Annotated in this window: 15 protein-coding genes; 9 read left to right on the top strand and 6 right to left on the bottom strand. The window is 63.4% G+C overall.

The window, feature by feature from the left end; genetic code table 11:
- Positions 1–15: 15 nt before the first annotated feature.
- A complete protein-coding gene (locus AC1DGP_RS22775; RefSeq protein ID WP_441505602.1) occupies positions 16–228 on the bottom strand; it encodes a hypothetical protein in 213 nt (70 codons plus the stop codon).
- A gap of 619 nt (positions 229–847) precedes the next feature.
- On the opposite strand from AC1DGP_RS22775, the gene AC1DGP_RS22770 reads away from it, so the two are divergent.
- The 4 genes from AC1DGP_RS22770 (at position 848) to AC1DGP_RS22755 (ending at position 5,722) form a co-directional block, all read left to right on the top strand.
- Positions 848–1,216, top strand: coding sequence for a hypothetical protein (locus tag AC1DGP_RS22770; RefSeq protein ID WP_441505377.1), 369 nt, complete (start codon positions 848–850; stop codon positions 1,214–1,216).
- Entirely contained in the window at positions 1,213–3,705 is a 2,493-nt protein-coding gene (locus AC1DGP_RS22765; protein ID WP_441489976.1) for an Hsp70 family protein, read from the top strand. The genes AC1DGP_RS22770 and AC1DGP_RS22765 overlap by 4 nt, the downstream gene beginning before the upstream one ends.
- A 214-nt stretch (positions 3,706–3,919) precedes the next feature.
- Positions 3,920–5,104, top strand: coding sequence for an ATP-binding protein (locus AC1DGP_RS22760; protein ID WP_476775436.1), 1,185 nt, complete (start codon positions 3,920–3,922; stop codon positions 5,102–5,104).
- A 9-nt stretch (positions 5,105–5,113) separates the two neighbouring features.
- On the top strand, positions 5,114–5,722 hold the full coding sequence (locus AC1DGP_RS22755; protein WP_476769024.1) for a hypothetical protein: 609 nt from the start codon (positions 5,114–5,116) through the stop codon (positions 5,720–5,722).
- Here AC1DGP_RS22755 and AC1DGP_RS22750 read toward each other — a convergent pair whose 3' ends face one another.
- Positions 5,723–7,369: a hypothetical protein gene (locus tag AC1DGP_RS22750; protein WP_441505380.1), complete on the bottom strand. Its 1,647-nt coding sequence runs from the start codon at positions 7,367–7,369 to the stop codon at positions 5,723–5,725.
- A 671-nt stretch (positions 7,370–8,040) separates the two neighbouring features.
- Between AC1DGP_RS22750 and AC1DGP_RS22745 the strand changes: the two genes are divergently transcribed.
- Complete coding sequence (locus AC1DGP_RS22745) at positions 8,041–9,348, top strand: TAXI family TRAP transporter solute-binding subunit (RefSeq protein WP_441489980.1); 1,308 nt, start codon at positions 8,041–8,043, stop codon at positions 9,346–9,348.
- 226 nt (positions 9,349–9,574) lie between these two features.
- Positions 9,575–9,826 (top strand): hypothetical protein, encoded by a 252-nt coding sequence (locus AC1DGP_RS22740; RefSeq protein ID WP_441505381.1) that lies wholly within the window; start codon positions 9,575–9,577, stop codon positions 9,824–9,826.
- Positions 9,827–10,390: 564 nt separating this feature from the next.
- Here the strand turns inward: AC1DGP_RS22740 and AC1DGP_RS22735 are convergent.
- On the bottom strand, positions 10,391–14,119 hold the full coding sequence (locus AC1DGP_RS22735; RefSeq protein ID WP_441505382.1) for a vitamin B12-dependent ribonucleotide reductase: 3,729 nt from the start codon (positions 14,117–14,119) through the stop codon (positions 10,391–10,393).
- Positions 14,120–14,853: 734 nt separating this feature from the next.
- On the opposite strand from AC1DGP_RS22735, the gene AC1DGP_RS22730 reads away from it, so the two are divergent.
- Positions 14,854–15,264 carry an NADH:ubiquinone oxidoreductase subunit NDUFA12 gene (locus AC1DGP_RS22730; protein WP_441489983.1) on the top strand — a complete coding sequence of 137 codons (411 nt, stop codon included), beginning with the start codon at positions 14,854–14,856 and terminating at the stop codon, positions 15,262–15,264.
- An 85-nt stretch (positions 15,265–15,349) separates the two neighbouring features.
- On the opposite strand, the gene AC1DGP_RS22725 is transcribed toward AC1DGP_RS22730, so the two are convergent.
- The gene (locus tag AC1DGP_RS22725; protein ID WP_441505383.1) at positions 15,350–16,261 is read right to left on the bottom strand and encodes an alpha/beta fold hydrolase; all 912 of its coding nucleotides are present in this window, start codon (positions 16,259–16,261) and stop codon (positions 15,350–15,352) included.
- 174 nt (positions 16,262–16,435) lie between these two features.
- Here AC1DGP_RS22725 and AC1DGP_RS22720 point away from each other — a divergent pair, with 174 nt between their 5' ends.
- On the top strand, positions 16,436–17,011 hold the full coding sequence (locus AC1DGP_RS22720; protein WP_476832542.1) for a CGNR zinc finger domain-containing protein: 576 nt from the start codon (positions 16,436–16,438) through the stop codon (positions 17,009–17,011).
- Positions 17,012–17,185: 174 nt separating this feature from the next.
- The gene (locus tag AC1DGP_RS22715; protein WP_441505596.1) at positions 17,186–17,770 is read left to right on the top strand and encodes a DUF2155 domain-containing protein; all 585 of its coding nucleotides are present in this window, start codon (positions 17,186–17,188) and stop codon (positions 17,768–17,770) included.
- A 129-nt stretch (positions 17,771–17,899) separates the two neighbouring features.
- On the opposite strand, the gene aat is transcribed toward AC1DGP_RS22715, so the two are convergent.
- Both aat and accC read right to left on the bottom strand, forming a co-directional pair.
- Entirely contained in the window at positions 17,900–18,574 is a 675-nt protein-coding gene (gene aat, locus AC1DGP_RS22710; protein ID WP_441505385.1) for a leucyl/phenylalanyl-tRNA--protein transferase, read from the bottom strand.
- Positions 18,575–18,743: 169 nt separating this feature from the next.
- Complete coding sequence (gene accC / locus AC1DGP_RS22705) at positions 18,744–20,105, bottom strand: acetyl-CoA carboxylase biotin carboxylase subunit (protein ID WP_441489987.1); 1,362 nt, start codon at positions 20,103–20,105, stop codon at positions 18,744–18,746.
- Positions 20,106–20,112 lie beyond the last annotated feature (7 nt).

The raw sequence follows: 20,112 nt of genomic DNA, 5'->3' as shown, positions 1-20,112 counted from the left end.
AGGTGAGGGATCGGCTCAGGCCTTGATCGTCGTCGACTCCTGGCTGGTCCGGCCGAACAGGTCCCGCGCCCCGACGCGATAATGCCCCTCTGATTGGGTCGCATGCAGGTAAACGCTCGACAGCAACCCGACCGGGTTGATGACCTGCCACGGCCCGTTTTCCGTCGCGCTCCAGAGCACGTCGAAGAGCTGCGCGCCGCCATGCGCCGCCGGCTCCCAGAACAGCACCGTGTTGCTGCGGCCGTTGAGGCCGCCGAAACGGCGCCTTCAGCCCTGTCGGCGCCTGAGGCACCTCGCCATCGCGCCGCACCAGGGCGACGAGCGCGGCCGAAGGCAGGGGCATGTCGAGCGGCAGCGTGCAGCTCGTCTGTGCCCCGCCAATCTGGAGATGCTCGATCGTCAGAGCTGGCTCCTGGGCGAGTCGCATCGCCTCCAACTCGACCGGGTTCGCCGGCCGCAACGCGCAGCAACGGATCATCATCGAGTCCGATGTGATGCTCCGCGCCACGACGCCGTCTGACTGCTAGAGGCAAGTTCCTCGCACGAGTCACCGTCATTTTTGCCGGTGCTGGCGTTCTCGCACGGGGCGCACGGATCAGGGCGAGGCCTGACGCTGCTGAAATGCAGCCGCTTGCAGGTATTCAGCCTTCCGACTCTGTCCGTGCTCGGGGAAGGCCAATCTCGCCATGCGGCCCATGCGCCGAGCAAGTGCGCCTCATCGGTTTGCGAAGGGGAAGAGCGTGAGCAAGCCATTGCAGTCGAATACGAATCTCATACAATTCTAGCGTGTGGCTATTTCCGGCTGCGCCGGTCATGCCAAGAGCCGTCTTACCCTACGGAAATGTCGATGGATCCCGATCAGGCGGCCAACAGGGCCGAGGACGCGCTTCTTGAGCTCGCACTTGAAAGTTGGCGTTTCCAGAAGCTCTTCGGGCGAGCGTTGTCCAAGCTGGACCCACTGGAAGCAACACGGTTCACGAACCAGCATCGATATTTCCTCGGAAAGGTCGAAAGCTGCCTGGGAGCATCGGGAATGCGCCTGGTGAACCTCGAAGGCCAGCAATTCGACACCGGGACCGCCGCCACGCCCCTCAATATTGCCGATTTTGGACCAGACGACACCTTGGTCGTCGCGGAAACGATCGATCCGATCGTGATGAATTCTGCCGGCCTGCTGCGCATGGGCACGGTCATGCTCAAGAAGGTTGGAAGATGAGCCACTACGTCGGCATTGATCTGGGCACCACCAACAGCGCAATCTGCTCCTATGACGGGGAGACCGTCCAGCTCTACAAGAGCCCCGAGCAGAACGACGTGACGCCGTCGGCGATCGCGATCGACCGGCGCGGCAACCGCTATATCGGGCAGCGGGCCTACGAGAACGCACCGCGAAATCCGGACAGCACTGCCATGCTGTTCAAGCGGCACATAGGTACCTCGACGCCAATCCGCTTGCCCTCCGTGGGCATTACCATGACACCCGAGGAATGCTCTTCCGAGATCCTTCGCACGCTGTTTGGCTATCTGCCGGAGCAGATCCGCAACGACGAGACCGTGGCCACCGTGATCACCGTGCCGGCGGCGTTCAACCAGATGCAGAAGGACGCCACGATCGAGGCTGCGCGCGCGGCGGGGCTCGGCAAGGTGGCCCTGATGCAGGAGCCCGTTGCGGCGGTGATGAGCGTCATGCGCAGTCGCCAGGGCGATGGGATCTTCCTGATCTACGACCTTGGCGGGGGAACCCTGGACATCGCCATCGCCCAGAGCATTGGCGGCCGCGTGAGCCTTCTCGGCCAGGGCGGCATCCAGATGTGCGGAGGACGGGATTTCGATCGCATGATCGTCGACAACCTCGTCATGCCCTGGCTTCAGCAGACCTTTGCGTTGCCCGAGGGGTTCTCGTCCCTGCCCGAATACAAGCTGCTGCGTCGTGTCGCGGAGCGGGCGGTGGAGAAGGCGAAGATCGAGCTTTCCAGCCGGGACAATGCGGTGATCGGGGCACAAGAGACGGAATGCGGATGCAAGGACCTGGCGGGTACCGAGATCTATCTCGACGTCAACATCACCCGGGATCAGCTGGGTGGGCTGATCGAGGGCAAGGTCAAGGAATCCGTCCAGGCGGCGCGTGACACGATCGAGCACGCAGGTCTCACTCCACACGACATCGAACGTATCGTCTTCGTCGGCGGTCCGACCCAATACAAGCCGCTGCGCGAGCGCGTCGCGTTCGAGCTTGGCATCGCGCCGTCAACGGACGTGAATCCGATGACGGCGGTTGCCACTGGCGCCGCCATCTTCGCCGAGGCCATCGACTGGAGCGCGCATAGCCGGGGCCGCAAGAGTTCCAGGGGGAGCGTGAGCGTCGGGTCGACACTGGACCTGACGGTGAATTACGCCGCACGAACTCCGGATCAGAAAGCGAAGATCGCGCTGAAGCTCGGATCACCCGCGGCCCCGGGCTCGTCCTTTCAGGTCGACAGTCTCGACACCGGGTGGTCTTCGGGCCGCGCCGAGATCAAGAACGGCACTGTCATCGAGGTGCCCCTTTCGAAGCGGGGCGAGAATACTTTCAAGATGTTCGTCTTCGATCCTGCCGGAGGGCCACTCTCCTTGGCGCAGGATCGCATCGTCATCACGCAGACGGCCGCTACCATCGACGCCATCCCTGCCTCCCACTCGATCGGCGTCGAGGTCCTGGATACCGTTGGCGACATCGCCAGGCTTCATTACCTGGTGAAGGCCGGAGACCAGCTGCCGGCTCGTGGTGTCCAGCCATTCAAGGCTGCTGAGGCACTTCGCGCGGGAGCCTCCGGGTCATTGAAATTCAAGCTCTGGGAGGGGGATATCGATCATCCCGTCTCGGACAATACGTTCATCGGCCTGTTCGAGATTACCGGCAATGACTTCGTCGATGGCGTCATCCCTGCGGGGGCGCCGCTCATCCTCACCTACGAGATCGGCGATGGAGGGAACATCGACCTGAAAGTCGAGATTCCGGCGATCGGTGGGTCGTTCCAGAGCGACAAGAACTTCTATTCCCGCGCTTCCGGAATGATCGACTACAGCAGTGCCGCGAGGCGCATCCTGGACGAGGCGTCGCAAGCGGCCGAACAGCTTGCGGAGGTCTCTGCCAAGGTCGACGACCCGGCGCTCTCCGAAGCGCGCGAGAGGCTGGAGCTGGCGGCTTCGATCAGTGAACAGGAGAGCGATCCCGAAGTCGCCAAGCAGGCCTCCGACAACGTCCAGAGGGCGAAGAGCCTGCTGGCCTCCGCTCGAAAGGCGAATTTCCGCGTCATTCGCCGCATGGAGTTGGATCAGGTCGTTGCGTTCTTCCACGACATGAGGGCCTTGGCAAAGCCGGCGGAGGTCAGCTCCTTCGAGGCCTTGCAGGCAGCCACGGAGCGTCTGATCGGTACGCCCGGCCATGGGTTCGAGGCCAATCTCCAGGAACTCCGCCGCAAGATCGGCACGATCCTTCGCCGCCAGGACTGGTTCATCGTGGACCGCTTCAAGGACTACGCCTCCGCGCCCCATCTCTTCACCGATCCGAAGATGTTCGAGCATCTCGTTGCCGAGGGGGAGCGCGCCATTGCGGCAGGCGATATCGAGGGATTACGGGCGGCGTTTCACGGCCTCGGTGGCATCCGGATCGTTTCCGCGGAGGCCGACGATCTGATCGCGATGACCAATATCGTGACCGCCTGACATGTCCACGGATCCCTGGCTTCCGATCGGTTTCCAAATCGCGCGCGGCGTAGGCGCTGGCCGCGTGATGCATTCCGGGCCGGGCTGGCAGATCGTCAAGGCGGATGGCGGCGGTCTTGTGCTGCTGATACGCGGCACGCTGCTTCACAGGTGGTTTCAGGATCGGCTGCTCGACGAGGCCGAGGTGTTGAAGGTCACGTTCGGCGAGAATCGGATGGGCGCGATCCTGAGCGAGCGATCGTTCGCGCTCGCGCCCCTGGATCGATGTGCTTCGCCGCGGGACAAGGTGGAGGCACTGTCCTTTGCCGCCGCTATGCGGCAGACGCGCGCTCGCTACCGCGATGGCTCGTTGGAGCGCGCGCTCTATGTGGAGAAGCTGTCGCGGATACTCCCGACCCATGCCGAAGATGCCCTCGCGGGCGACGCGCTCGTTCTGGGTTCGTGGCTGACCGGCGGCTTGCGCGTCTCGGTCGATCCCATGTCCAATGTGCAAAACCTGCTCTCTTGGATGTCGGTCGATCAACTCGCCGATGTGATCCGCGCAGCAGGATTGGAGCCCACCGGCGCCATGTTGATCCCGCGTGCGGAGGCTGAAGCCGCTGAATTCGCCCGAACCGCGGCTGCGAAGGCGAGCGATGGCCGCCTCCGCCTGCCGGGAAGGACGGCGCTCGAGGATTTCTTCAACGACCACGTCGTCGACATCGTCCAAAATCGGTCGCATTACACTGCGCTCGGCATCGGCAACCCCGGCGCGATCGTCCTGGAGGGCCCGCCAGGTTGCGGGAAGACCGTGGCTGTCGAGCGACTGATCGCCCATCTTGGCTGGCCCCATTTCGCCGTGGATGCGAGCAGCGTGGCCAGCCCATACATCCACGAGACCAGCCGGAAGGTGGGGCAGTTGTTCGAGGCCGCGATTGCCGCGGCTCCATCCCTGGTGGTCATCGACGAAATGGATGCGCTCCTGTCCGAGCGCGACGCGGGCGGCGGGCAACATAGGGTAGAAGAGATCGCCGAATTCCTGAGAGCGATCCCGGAAGCGATCAAGGCGGGCGTGCTGATTGTCGGGATGACCAACCGCGTCGACATGATCGATCCGGCGATCCTCCGTCGAGGACGCTTCGACCATGTCGTGAAGGTCGACCACGCTGATCAGACCGAGATGCTCGATTTGTTGCGGGCTCTTCTGGACGGCGTGCCGCTGGCGGATGGCGTGATTCTCGAAACCTATGCAATGCGCCTCGCCGGGCGGCCTCTCTCTGACACCGCCTTCGTCGTCCGTGAAGCTGCGCGACTTGCGGCTCGCGCCCGTATGAGCACCATCGACGATGCATCCTTCTCGAAGGCCGTTGATGCGCTCCCGCAAAGCGGGGCGCCCAAGCCACGCGTCGGCTTTGTCTAGGAGGGGGCGGTGAGTGACATCGACGAAAAGGTGCCTCGAGGGTTCGCGGGATTGACGGCGCTTGCCTCCACGATCTCCGCCGCGCCGACGATCGCGTTGCCGCCAGCTTCCAGCGCGCGCCCCTCTGATCCCGAGGCCCGCTCTCATCAGGGGCGTCGTTCGACTGGTCCTGGATTCTGGACCGGAAGCCGGAAGACGTGGGCGCTCGTCATAGCCGGCATCTGTGTCCTGGCATACCTAAGTGCAAGACCGCAGTCATCGAGCTATGTGCCTCCCTATACGGGTGGTTCGACAACGTCGGCCCTTCCACGAGCAACGCCGCTCCGTAGTTCAGAGTCGATGAAGATCCCGTCTGTCGGTCAGGGTTTGACGTTCTCAGTCGCAGAGATAAGGTATTGCCTTGCGGAGGTGATCAGGCTTGATCATATTGAAGCGATTTCTGACCTAAAGCGCGAGGTGCATATTCGGAATTTGAACTTGCGGATCAATGACTATAATTCTCGTTGTACACGCTATCGCCATCGCGCGTCCGATATGACAATTGCCAAGTCGGACGTTGAAGCGATGCGCGCCGCACTACGATCTGAAGCCGCTGAGCAGATGCTTGCCTGGCGCTGATCAGTTGAAGATCTCGGAAATCCTGTCCGTGCCTGTCTTGAAGAAGGTGCGGATAAGATGTTCCAAGACAGGTACGTTATCGTCGCTCTGGTAGGAAAGGCGGACATAGACCTTCTTGTCGGCTCGCGAGCCCAGGACGAAATGCCCGTCCTCGGTCCAGATGTTGACTTGATGCCAGTCGAGCGCGACGGGCTCATTCGAGCCGAGTATTTTGTGACGTATCAATGTGACGCTGTCATCGCGCACGATGGCCTCACCGAAGCGCAGTGCCTCCCCAGACTGCAGCCTCCTGGCCGTTTCAAGTAGCAGTCGGAGGCCGACGGTCCGCCATATGCGATCGACGAGGTTCGCGTAGATATCGGCTTTGCGCGTGTTGATCGTGAAGGCCGATCGACCATCGCCCAGCATGATCGTATAGGCCGTGCCGGCCGGGAGTCCGCTGGCACCACCCCATCGCAGGCGCGTCACTGCTTCGAGGGTGATGTGATTGTTCTGCCAGGAGACGCCCGTGGACGAGATACTGACCTTGTCCTTGAACAGGGCTCCAATTCCGGCGCTATAGATGAGCCAGCGTTCGAACTCGGCACGGTCGGCTTCCGACTGCTTCTTTTCTTCCTCGGCCTCTTTGAGATAGGCGAGGTCCTGCGTTACTCGGTCGGTGACCGTGTCCAGAAGTCCGAAATGATCGTTCAGGAAGGCGGCGATGCGGGCGGGCGTGTCGACGAAGCCGTACTTATTGTGCAGTGCGATCGCGAGTTCGCGGATCGCGATGGCCAGGTTGTGGGTCGCCAGGTGGTCGATCCCGTTCGCCCTCGCCACGAGCTGGGCTGGCCCGACGATCTCGTTGAAGTTCGCGGCGACCTTCTTGATCTCGTCGATCACGGGGATGACGTGGGCTTCCCCATGGACTGCCACGGCATTGCCACGTGTCACGAGCCTCTCGACGGTTGAGGACTCGGCTTCGATCAACCCCCGCAGTCCAAACTCGTAGGACGCGACAATCTCCTGAATGAAGGCCGGGGCGTGCTCGCTGCCGTCCTTCGTGCCCTTCTGAACCACCATGTCCATGACCTTCACGAGGGTCCGACTCGGGAGCCGATCCAGAACGTCGTTGATGGCCTTTCGGTAATCCCGCTTTCGGGCCTCGAATTCCTCCAGGATGGCCCCCTCGTCGCGGACGGGAGGGAACCCGGCGACCGAGCGATCCTCGTTGATATCCCGCAATACGCCAGCCAGGTCGACGTCCTCCACCGCCAAGGCGAGACGATAGAAGATCGCGGCGGCTTCCTGTGGCGTCCTCGCCTCGGGCTTTGCCTGCGCAGATGCCGACAACAGGTTGGCGCGGGCAAGAGGAGGCAATTCCACCGTCGCTTCTAGCCCCGTCATGCTCGAGAGACCCTCGACGGCGGCAGTGGCCTTTCGCGGAGCGACGCCCGGAAGCCACCCCATTTCGGCAGCTAGCCGCGTCCGGATGTTCAACAGGGTGGATTGGGCCTTCTGGCCCTCGTCGCCATCGGCTACCAGAGCAACTTCATCGGCCAGTTCGATAAGGCGGCTTCGGTTGTCTCTCGTCGTCGCGCCCAAGATGGCGAATGGGTTTTTCTGGAGCGATGTCTTCGGCGACACGAGTTCCTCTGTGATGGTCATTGACCTAGGGGCTCCGAAGAGGCGCCAAGTACTGCGCCGACGATTGCAGCCAGGCTAGCGATTCGACCCGGCACATCCAGCGTATCCCGCAAGGTGGCCGTTGCACCATAGTCTCGCGTATGGCGGCTTTGCCGCGTTTCCTGCGATAGCCGATCTTCACGATGGCGCTTCTGATGCCCGGCCTGATCGCCACCCGCAGCCCATCCTACAATGATCGCAAGGGCTCAGTTGCGTCCAAGGGGAGGGTCCGTTGCTCCGGAGCGCAGAGAGGGGCCTCTACCTTGGGCGACTGATGAACCTGACCAGCAGCGTTGCTTCACTGCCTTTGATTGTCGCATTCCGGCTCGCCTATGCGGGTAGGGCGCGCTGCCGGAGGGCCGTGCTCGTCCTCCGTGTCAGGCCGCACTCTCTTTGCTGCGCATGTCCTGTTCGCGCGCCAGAACACGCTGCACCGCGAGGAATGGGCACCTTGATGAGCCGTCTGAAGGTGGACGGCAGCGTGCGGCTGCCTCATCATCACCGGAAGGCGCGAACGGTGCAGGCGTCCCAACCTCTAAGTAGAGTCTTGCCTTCCCGTTGTGTCTTGCCGTCCGAGAGGCTGCACGTTTCCCGCAGCAGCTTCGTCGGTGGCCGGTCTCGGCCAGGTCGGCGGATGATTGAGGACCAGGGTTGTGCGATTTGCAGCATGGACAGCGGGTTTTCTCGTCGTTGCCGCTATTGCCGCCACGATCCATTTCTGGTCACCCCACGCGACCGTGCGGGTGACGACGGGAGCGCTTGGCACCGACGCGCAGCGTCTCGTTGGCGCCCTCATCACGGAGACGACCAGGGATCATCCCCGGATCAGACTTCAGCCGCTGCCGGTCAAAGATCTGGCTGCGAGCTCGAAGGCGATCGAAGCTGACGAGGCGGATCTCGCCGTGATCCGCAGCGACGTCTCGCCACCGACCAACGGACAGACGATTGCGATTCTCCGTCGCGATGTCGTCGCCTTCGTTCTGCCGCCGAAATCGCCCGTCGACAGTATCGGCAAGCTTTCCGGCAAGACGATCGCAATTCCGCAGGGGCGTCTGCAGGAGGTCAACGCCGCGCTACTCGATGTCATCCTGGGCTATTACAATGTCGCGCCTCATGATGTGAAGCGGGTCTTTCTCGCGCCTGACGACATGATTGCCGCGGTTCACCAACGGCATATCGCGGCGATCCTTGCCGTCGGGCCGGTTGGGCCGGGAGAGGTTATTGGCGCAGTAAACGCCATGGCGAAGGGTACCGCAGGGACACCGACGATCCTGGCGTTCTCCGACGCCGATGCCTTCAATCGACGCTTTCCGGCCTTCGAATCCTACGATGTTCCCGAAGGCGCGTTCAGATCGCACCCCGCGACCCCCGACGACACCGTGACGACACTCGCAGTGACCTACCGACTTGTCGCGCCCGACACGATGCTCAATCTCGTCGCAGGGGCGATAGGCCGGACCCTCTTCGTCTCCAAAACCAAGCTGATGGCGCTCACGCCCCTGGCGAGCCAGATCGAGGCCCCCGACCCGGATGACAAGAACCCGATCCTGCCCATCCATCCCGGCGTCGCCAACTATCTCAGCAACGGTGAACAGAGCTTCTTCGACGAGTTCCAAGGCTATTTCTATCTTGCCGCGGCTCTCCTCAGCGTCCTGGGTTCGCTGACGACGATCATCCTGGGGCGTGTGAAGATGTCCCGGATGCGCCAGGAGCAGAAGCGGATCGGGCAGTTCATTCAGATTGCGGACCAAGCGCGGGAGGCCGATGCCGAAGGGCTTGAGGCCCTGGACCGTTCCCTTCATCAACTGGTCGATGAAGCCGTCGCGTCCGGGGGGCGTTCAGGCGAGGATGCGACGATGGCCCTTGCCGTCAATCACGCCCGCTACTCCATCACGGCGCGCCGGGCGTCTCTGAGTCCCCAAAGCGGGAAGGCGTTAGCTCTCAAGGCGATGCCTTCGTAGGCGCGCTCGTGTCAGGTTCTACGCGGCGGGAGCCTGGTCGCCGGGGTTTCGTCGCGCGCATGCGCATGGCCTATCGCCGTGCCTGATGAAGAGATCGTGGCCATGTCCAGCGCGTGTTCGATGCACAGGTGGGCGTGGAGCGCACAACGGCCGGAGGTTGCCCGCCGTTGTCATCGCTTCGTCCGCGGCGCGCTTCATCCAATCGAGGCCGCGACGCTCAAGCCTCTTGGTCACCGCGCAGCTGATGCGTCACGCCCCGACAGCGTCACTGACGCACTTCTTAGTGAAGCTCGACTTCGCGGCGCCCGACAGTTTTCGTTCGGCGGCAGTCACGTCGCACGCTTTAGCAGCGTCGCTTTCGCATTTTTTCATGAAGCTCGTCAGTGCAGCATCGGCAAGCTTCTTGTCGGCGGCGGAAGCCTTGCAAGTATCCCTCCAGCGTGCGGCAGGTTTCGACAGCATCAAGACAGACATGTAAGAGGAGAGGGCTGGCCGAGTGCCGGAACTCGGCGAAGGTCGTTCCAGATGGCCAATGCATGTTCCGCCGGTATCGATACCGGATTCGCCGCGCTGGTGAGGTTGCCCCCCCCAATTTTTTATCCAGCGCTGAGTTCGTTTATGGCGGTTGTGGATACCGTTCTGGCTGGTGAAGCGCTATGCGACAAGCACAGCACCAGAGCCCATCACGACCGCGCAGCGGATGAGCCGTAGGTGTGGATGAGTCGGCGTTCGTGGCGGACCACGAGCGCTTTGGAAGTGCCTTGGCCAGAAATTCAGGCGCTCCCTGACGCTGTCTGCTTCCGGACCGCGTCGCAACGGCGGCACCTTTATGGCTCGCCCGTTTCAGATCCTGCCTGCTCAGGCCGTTCAGCCGTCCGCGAAAACMAAAAATGAACGACTGGGGGACCTCGGGAGCGCTCGGTTCTTCAAATGAAAGGCGCCCGGCCGGGACCGGGCGCCCTATCGCTGATTGCGGAACTCGACCTACTACAATCGCGGCAACACTATGCCCCGATTTTCAGCAGTATCAGTACTCTGCGTGCTACGAGCAGCCAGTTGTACTACCGCAGGTGTTGCACTTCAGGCAGGTGCCGTTGCGGACCAGCGTGAAGTTGCCGCATTCGCCGCAGGAATCGCCGACATAGCCCTTCATGATCGCTTCGGCGCGACGCTCCGAGGCTGTCGGCTGGCCGGCGGGAGCCGCGAAGCCGAGCTTGGCCAGTTCAGCTTCGCCCACGGCCTCTTCTTCGGCGTCCGGCTTCAGCGCAGTCGCGCCTGCGGTGGCGAAGGAGGTGACGTTGCTGCTGCTGCGGGCGACGGTCTCGTGGACGATTCCGCCCTGGATGGCGAGCAGGTTGATCGGCTTGCCACGGCGGAAGCCAGTCGAGGCCAGCGGGGTCGAGGTGATCGGACCGATTGCATCCGGCGCCTTGTCCTGGCCGACGCCGCCGCCGATCACGTCATGGCCGATCTCGCTCGGGTCGACATGGGCGAGGTCGTTGCGCGAGAGATAGCTGATCGCCAGCTCGCGGAAGACGTAGTCGAGGATCGAGGTGGCGTTCTTGATCGACTGGTTGCCCTGCACGAAGCCCGAGGGCTCGAAGCGCGTGAAGGTGAAGGCCTCGACATATTCCTCCAGCGGCACGCCGTATTGCAGGCCGAGCGAGACCGCGATCGCAAAGTTGTTCATCATCGCCCGGAAGGCCGCGCCCTCCTTGTGCATGTCGATGAAGATCTCGCCGAGGCGTCCGTCCGAGTATTCGCCGGTGTGCAGGTAGACCTTGTGCCCGCCGACGACGGCTTTCTGGATATAGCCGGTGCGACGGTCCGGCATCTTCTCGCGTTCGCGCTTGCGTTCGATCCGTTCGACGATGCGCTCGACGATCTTCTCGGCGACATGGGTGGCGCGTGCCGCCATCGGCTGCTGGTGCAGCAACTCGACGGCGTCGTCGGCGTCGTCATCCTCGTCCGAGATCAGGGCCGAGTTCAGCGGCTGCGACAGCTTCGAACCGTCGCGGTAGAGGGCGTTCGCCTTCAGGGCCAGCTTCCAGGAGAGCAGATAGGCGCTCTTGCAGTCCTCGACGGTGGCGTCGTTCGGCATGTTGATGGTCTTCGAGATCGCGCCCGAGATGAAGGGCTGCGCCGCCGCCATCATGCGGATGTGGCTCTCGACGGAGAGATAGCGCTTGCCGATGCGTCCGCACGGGTTCGCACAGTCGAAGACGTTGTAATGCTCAAGCTTGAGGTGCGGCGCGCCTTCCAGCGTCATCGCTCCGCAGACGTGGACATTCGCGGCCTCAATCTCGGCCTTCGAGAAGCCGAGGAAGGGCAGGAGCTCGAACGACATGTCATTCAGCTTCTCGGCCGGGACCTTGAGCTCATTGACGAGGAAGTCCTCGCCCAGCGTCCACTTGTTGAAGACGAACTTGATGTCGAAAGCGGCCTTCAGGTCCTTCTCGACCGCGTCGATCTTGGCCTGGGGGAAGCCCTTGGCCCGGAGCGAGCCGTGATTGATGCCAGGAGCCTGGGCTAGCGAGCCATGGCCGACGGCATAGGCCTCGATCTCGGCGATCTCGGCCTCGCGGTAGCCGAGCGAGCGCAGCGCGTCGGGAACGGCGCGGTTGATGATCTTGAAGTAGCCGCCGCCGGCCAGCTTCTTGAACTTCACCAGCGCGAAATCGGGCTCGATGCCGGTGGTGTCGCAATCCATGACGAGGCCGATCGTGCCGGTCGGCGCGATCACCGTCGTCTGAGCATTGCGATAGCCATACATCTTGCCGAGCGAGAGGGCCTCGTCCCAGACGGCGCGGGCGCGTTCCGACATGGTGGCGCTCGAGCCGCCGAGACGGGCGAGCGTGCCATGGTCGAGCGGCACCGGCGTAACCTGCAGGCCTTCATAGCCCGAGGCCTGCCCATGAGCGGCGGTGCGGTGGTTGCGAATGACGCGCAGCATGTGGCTGGCGTTCTTCTTGTATCCGGGGAAGGGGCCAAGCTCGCCCGCCATTTCGGCCGAGGTCGCATAGGAGACGCCGGTCATGATCGCGGTGAGGGCGCCGGCAAGCGCGCGGCCTTCCTCGGAATCATAGCCGAGGCCCATGGTCATCAGCAGGCCGCCGATATTGGCATAACCCAGGCCGAGTGTGCGGAACTCATAGGACAGCTCGGCGATCTCGCGGCTCGGGAACTGCGCCATCGTCACCGAGATCTCGAGTACGACGGTCCAGAGCCGGCAGAGATGCTCATAGGCGGCGACGTCGAAGCTCTTGGTCTCGCGGTCGTAGAACTGCAGCAGGTTGGCGGAGGCCAGGTTGCAGGCGGTATCGTCGAGGAACATGTACTCCGAGCACGGGTTCGAGGCGCGGATGCGTCCCGAGGCCGGGCAGGTGTGCCAGTCGTTCATCGTGGTGTTGAAGTGCAGGCCGGGATCGGCGCTCGCCCAGGCGGCATAGCCGATCTTCTCCCAGAGATCGCGGGCCTTCAGCGTCTTCAGGACCTTGCCGGTGGTGCGGGCGGTGAGGTTCCAGTCCGCATCCGCTTCCACTGCGCGCAGGAAGTCGTCGGTCAGCGAGACCGAGTTGTTCGAGTTCTGGCCGGAGACAGTCAGATAGGCTTCCGAATCCCAGTCGGTGTCGTAGATGTCGAACTGGATGTCGGTATAGCCCTGGCGGGCGAACTGGATGACGCGCTTGATATAGTTGTCCGGCACCATCGCCTTGCGGGCGAGCTTGACCTCGCGCTTCAGGGCCGGGTTCTTCTCGGGGTCGAAGCAGGAATCGCCGTCGCCTTCGCAGTTCACGCAGGCCTTCATCACGGCCTTCATGTGCTTCTGGACGATCTTCGAGCCGGTGACGAGCGCAGCGACCTTCTGCTCCTCGCGGACCTTCCAGTCGATATAGGTCTCGATATCGGGGTGGTCGACATCGACCACGACCATCTTGGCGGCACGGCGCGTCGTTCCGCCCGACTTGATGGCCCCGGCGGCGCGATCGCCGATCTTGAGGAAGGACATCAGCCCGGAGGAACGGCCACCGCCGGCGAGCTTCTCGCCTTCGCCGCGCAGCATCGAGAAGTTCGAGCCGGTGCCGGAGCCGTATTTGAACAGGCGCGCCTCGCGCACCCAGAGGTCCATGATGCCGCCTTCGTTGACGAGATCGTCGGCCACGCCCTGGATGAAGCAGGCATGCGGCTGCGGATGCTCGTAGCTTGACTTCGACTTCACCAGCTTGCCGGTCTTGAAGTCGACGTAGAAATGGCCCTGGCCGGGGCCATCGATGCCATAGGCCCAGTGCAGGCCGGTATTGAACCATTGCGGCGAGTTCGGCGCGACGCGCTGGGTGGCGAGCATGAAGCGCAGCTCGTCATGGAAGGCGGCGGCATCCTCTTCCGAGGAGAAATAGCCGCCCTTCCAGCCCCAATAGGTCCAGCAGCCGGCGAGGCGGTCAAAGACCTGCTTGGAGGAAATCTCGGAGACGTAGCGCTCGCTCTCGGGGAGTTCGGCAAGCTTGGCCTCGTCGGGAACCGAGCGCCAGAGGAAGGAGGGAACCTCGTTCTCCTCGACGCGCTTCAGCGCTGCGGGCACGCCCGCCTTGCGGAAGTACTTCTGCGCGAGCACATCGCTCGCCACCTGGGACCAGGCGTCGGGAACCTCGATGCCTTCGAGGCGGAAGACGATCGAGCCGTCAGGGTTGCGGATCTCGCTGACAGCCGAACGGAAGGGAATCGCGGCGTAGGGCGACTGTCCGGTGGTGGTGTAGCGGCGCTCGATGCGCATGATCTTGGTCCCCAATGCATGCCGCGGGCGAAAATGCCCCGCGCGGCCGGTTGATCACCGGCTCCTGATGTCAGCCCAACTCGGTTTGATGCCCCTGGATTCCGCGGCGGTGTTTCCCGCCGTCGGCACTCCGGACGCCACCAGACAGACCGCACGCCACCGTTCGCCGCTGCCAGGGATGGCATGCCACGCGGTGATCACCTCGACCCGTCCGGGAACTCTCTCGCGGGTGTCGAAGGCGTCTCCGCCAGCCGTCACGCGACTGACAAAAACTAGTCCCGACTGGGGTGGTCCGTCAAGGATTAGTGCGCCGCAAACCCTGTGGACACGACATCTTGTGTGTATCTGTGTGTTCTGGGGATAAGTTTCAAGCTGCCAGCTAAGCACCCGGAATCACGGGCGGAATCGGTGCGCTTGAGCGAAGGGTGGACGATCCCGCGGGCGGCGGAAAGCATAAAATTCGCGGCAGTCATAGTTGACCATAGGTGAATGGGCCAGCCGCGCCTGACCATCGCAAGCGCCATCTACACAGCCTGCGCCAAGTGTCTGGAGACAGGAGATCTTCGCGTTTCGAACCGTGCCTGGGGCGTGTTCGCAAGGTGGCCGAATCATGGCGGCCTGCATTCCGGAAACGCGCGCTCCCGACGAATCTGCCGTGAATCTTCCTGCGGGCTGGACAGGGCGGGATGCTCTCGCCATAAGTCGCGCGACGCGGACCACGGCGGACGAGAGCCATGAAGCAAACGCTGCTGCAGATCTTTACCTGGTGGAACGGCCAGACCATTGGCACGCGCTTCCACACCTGGCGCTTCGGCGAGAAGGTCGGCCAGGACGAATTCGGCAATACCTATTACCGCACCAAGGGTGGGGTGAAGGACAAGGCGCTGGGCCTACAGCGGCGCTGGGTGGTCTATAACGGCCTGGCCGAAGCTTCGACCATTCCGGCTGGCTGGAATGGCTGGTTGCATCACACCGTCGATATCGCTCCCTCCGAGGAGAGCTATCAGCCGCGCGACTGGCAGAAGCCGCACCAGCAGAATTGGACGGGAACGGCCATGGCCTATCGTCCTCAGGGCTCGACCCTGGCTGAAGGCGAGCGCCCGCCCGCGACGGGCGACTACGAGGCCTGGACGCCCGGGCGCTGAAGCCTGCACGATCTGTTTGAGAAAGGGGCCGCCGGCGAATGAACGCCGGCGGCCCCTTTCGATTCAACGGAGTGCCCGTTTCGCGTCAGTCGGCCTTCGGCAATCGCTGCATGAAGGCATCGACGCGTTCCGCGATCTCGCCGGAATGGGTCTCGAGCGCGAAATGGCCGGCATCGAACAGATGCACCTCTGCGGCCGGCAACTGCTCCTTCAGATAGTCGACGCCCGCCAGCATGAAGAACGGATCGTTCTTGCCCCAGACAATCAGCGCGGGAGGCTGGTGTCGGGCGAGATAGGCCTGCCAGGCCGGGTAGGCGGCAAAATTGCTCTGATAGTTGTGGAGGAGCCGCAACTGGATGTCCTGATTGCCTGGGCGGTCCAGCCCGGCCTGATCATGGCGCCAGGCATCCGGCGAGAGCCGCTCCAATCTGGTCGCGCCATGCGTGTACTGGAACTTCGTGCCGTCGGCACCGAGCAGATTGCGGAAGGGCTTTTCGGTCTCGGGCGTCCAGTTTTGCCAGAACGGCTCCATGTCACGGCGGGCCTCCGCGCTCCAGGCGCCTTCATTGGCGACGGCATTCTGAACGATCAGCGCGCGAATGCGCTCGGGATGTTTGAGCGCGAGGCGAAAGCCGATCGGGCCGCCGTAGTCCTGGATATAGAGCGCATAGCGGGTGAGGCCGACCTGCTCCGTGAAGCCCTCGATCACCTCAGCCAGCCTGTCGAAGGAGTAGGCGAATTCGCTCGGCGCGGGCGCCGAGCTGTGACCGAAGCCGGGATAGTCAGGCGCAACGACGCGGTAGCCCTTGGCGAGCAGCGGCAGCAGGTCGCGGAACATATGCGATGAAGACGGAAAGCCGTGCAACAGCAGGATGGCGGGAGCATCCCGAGGTCCGGCCTCCCGATAGAAAATGTCGAGGCCCTGTATCGTGGCGGTGCCGTAGCGGACCGCGACCGACGGGGAGAGGACGGGCGCAATGGGCTGTGCGGTGGACATGAGTGGGGCTCCGAACATGAGAAACGTGGCGAGCGCGGCAGAACTGACGAGAGTTCGCATTTCGAGTCCGTAACCTGTCAATCTGTCGTTCAACGGTGTCATTTGACGCGTAACCTGTCAATGACTAAATTAGAGGTTACAAACGGCACTCACCTGCGCCAACCGGAGCGGCCCATGTCTGCGAGCCCGACCAATGATGATTTCCGGGATGGCTTTCCCTTCATGGGCGGCCGGCCCTGGCTCGATCTGCTCAACACCACGCCGCTGACCGAGACTGGACCGCGGGATCTGCTCGGCGAGCCGCACTCCATGGCGGTGTGGCTTGCCGCGGCTGGGCTGGGGGAGGCGGAGACGCCTGAAACCGGGTGTGAGCTCAAGAGCTTGCGGGAAACCCTTCGCCCGACCTTTGACCTGTTGCGGCAGGGCAAGCCGCTGCCGGAAGGGTCTATCGATGCGATCAACCGCCTGCTCGTGCCGGCGACCGAGCGTTATCGGTTGCAAAGGGGTGACGAGGGCTACGCGCTAATCTCCGTGGCCGATCGGGGCGTCGGAKCGGCGTCGAGGATCTCGCTGGATTTCGCCCGCTTCGTCTGCGACCACGAGCCGGCTCGGCTCAAGCACTGCGCCAACCATGACTGCGTGATGGTGTTCTACGATCGAGGGCGAAACAACACGCGGCGCTGGTGCACGATGAGCACCTGCGGCAACCGCGACAAGGTCGCCCGCTTCCGGGCGCGCAAGAGCCAATGATGCGGTGCCGCCGCAGGCGTCACTGTGGCCCCGCTGCCCTTTTTCCGCTGCGATTGCCGTGTTAAGCCGCAGCCCCCGTCTTCTGGCGGGAGGGGAGATTCGTAGCAGAAGATGCGGTCCGTCAGCAGATTGTCGAAGGTCGCGGCCCTGGCCGCTCCAGCTCTCGCGGCCCTGATGGCCGCCCAGCCTGCGAAGGCCGACCGCATCCGCAATCCGACGGCGGTTTTTGCGGGTCTCGACAAGATCACCGGTCGGATCATCTCCTTCGAGGTGGCGATTGACGAGACCGTTCAGTTCGGTGCGCTGCAACTGACGCCGCGCGTTTGCTGGACCCGCCCGCCGACGGAGAACCCGCAGACCACCTCCTTCGTCGAGGTGGACGAGGTGACCTTCTCGAACGAGTACCGGCGCATCTTCACGGGCTGGATGTATGCCGCGAGCCCTGGTCTGCATGGCGTCGAACACGCGATCTATGATGTCTGGCTCACCGACTGCAAGGGCGGTACCGAGCTCGTGGTCGATCCCAAGGATCCGGAAGCGCCGCCGCCACCGGAAGAGCGCAGGCCGCGCACGCCGCCACGCGACGTCAACCAACTGCCGCCGGGCACCCAACTGCCTCCTGGCACCCAGCTTCCCCCCGGACAGCGCATGGATGTGGCTCCGCCGCGTGGTGTGCCGGTTGAGCCGCGTCAGGCGCCGAGCCAGCGCTTCTTCCCGACCAATCCTGTTCCTGGACGTGATCCCGCCGGCAATAACTGAGGCAGGGGCAAGAGCATGCTGCGAAAAAGTGGCAACGGTTTTTCGCATAAAGCAGGCTCTAAACTATAAGAGTTGATCACGCTGTATTTGGACAATTTCGTTCAAACGCAGCGTGATCAAGGGCTGAACTCAGATCAGCTCAGTCAGGGCCTCGCGACCGGCGATGTCCTGGCCTTTTGGCCAGCTCCACCATTCCGCGTCATGGGCGATCGCGGCTTCGAGCAGCATGCGATAGGCCTCGCGTGGCACTTCCTGTGTGCCGAACTGGGCAAGGTGCGTGGTCTGGAACTGGGCATCGAGCAGGCGGTAACCGCCGCGCTTCAGCCGGGCCACCAGATGGACGAGCGCGACCTTCGAGGCGTCAGTCGCCCGATGAAACATGCTCTCGCCGAAGAAGGCTGCGCCAAGGGACAGGCCGTAGAGCCCGCCAACCAGCTTTCCATCGCGCCAGCATTCGACGCTGTGCGCGTGCCCGAGTTCGTGAAGTGCGCCAAACAGCTCCCTGATCCGCGTATTGATCCAGGTATCGGGCCGGTCCGGGCGCGCTTCGGCGCAGGCCGCGATGACCTGTTCGAAGGCGGTGTCGACCCGGATCTCGAAGGGATCGGCGCGGAGCTTACGGGCAAGGCGTGAAGGCAGATGGAAGTTCGCGAGCGGGATCACGCCCCTGACCTCGGGCTCGACCCAGAACAGGTTTGGATCGTCGGCGCTCTCCGCCATCGGGAAGATGCCGGCTGCATAAGCGCGCAGCAGGATCTCCGGCGTGATCACGGGCGAGCGTACTGGCGCTGAACGAGCCTTCATGTGCAGATGGGAGCGTGAGCGCGGCGCCAAGTCAAACGCGAAAGCTGCGCTCTTTCGTCATGGCCGCTCCCATCGCGACCGTCCCTGTCACTGTGGCGGGGCTGGCGACCGAGACATCGCAGGATGTCGATGCCCGCCATCGGGCGGGCATGACAGGCCGTGACCGGCGCTATTGTCCCTCGGGCCCCATGCCGCCCGCGGCCAGGAACTTTTCGAGCCAGTGGATATTGTAGTCGCCGTTCAGGATGTCGGGATTGCGCACGAGCGTGCGGAACAGCGGCAGGGTCGTGTCGACACCGTCGACGACGAACTCGTCGAGCGAGCGGCGCAGCCGCATCAGGCATTCCGCCCGGTTGCGACCATGGACAATCAGCTTGCCGACCAGAGAGTCGTAATGGGGCGGGATCGAGTAGCCCTGATAGGCCGCAGAATCGACGCGGACGCCAAGCCCGCCCGGCGTATGGAACGAGGCGATCTTGCCCGGGGAGGGGCGGAAATTCGCCGGATGCTCGGCATTGACGCGACACTCGATGGCGTGGCCCTCGATGATGATGTCGCTCTGCTTGAGCGAGAGCGGCGCCCCGGCGGCGATGCGGATCTGCTCGTTCACCAGATCAATCCCGGTGATCATCTCGGTGACCGGATGCTCGACCTGGATGCGGGTGTTCATTTCGATGAAATAGAACTCGCCATCCTCGTAGAGGAACTCGATCGTGCCGGCGCCGAGATAGCCGAGATCGGCCATCGCCTTGGCGCAGATCGAGCCGATCCGGTCTCGCTCGCCGGCATTGAGCGCGGGCGAGGGGCCTTCTTCCCAGACCTTCTGGTGGCGGCGCTGCAGCGAGCAGTCGCGCTCGCCGAGATGGATGGCATGGCCGCGGCCGTCGCCAAGGATCTGGATTTCGATGTGGCGCGGCTTCTCGAGATATTTCTCGATATAGACAGCGTCATCGCCAAAGGCGGCTTTGGCCTCGGTTCGCGCCGTCTGGAGCGCCACGACGAGATCATCCTCGCTGCGCGCCACCTTCATGCCGCGCCCACCGCCGCCGGCCGCGGCCTTGATGATCACGGGAAAGCCGATATCGCGCGCGATGCGCAGGGCTTCCGCATCCTCGCTGACGCCGCCCTCCGAGCCGGGGACGCAGGGAATGCCGAGGCGCTTGGCCGTACGCTTGGCTTCGATCTTGTCGCCCATCACCCGGATATGCTCGGCCTTGGGACCGATGAAGGCGATGTTGTGCCGCTCGAGAATCTCGGCGAAGCGGGCGTTCTCCGACAGGAAGCCGTAGCCGGGATGGACCGCATCGGCGCCTGTGATCTCGCAGGCCGCGATCAGGGCCGGAATGTTGAGATAGCTCTCGCGGGCGCTCGGGGGGCCGATGCAGACGCTCTCGTCGGCGAGGCGCACATGCATGGCATTGGCATCCGCGGTCGAATGGACCGCGACGGTCGCAATGCCGAGCTCCTTGGCCGCGCGCAGGACGCGCAGCGCGATCTCTCCGCGGTTGGCGATCAGGATCTTGTCGAACATCTTCGGC

The sequence above is a fragment of the Allobosea sp. 05T433 genome, assembly GCF_056396065.1.
This window is presented reverse-complemented; position numbering and strand designations above follow the sequence as displayed.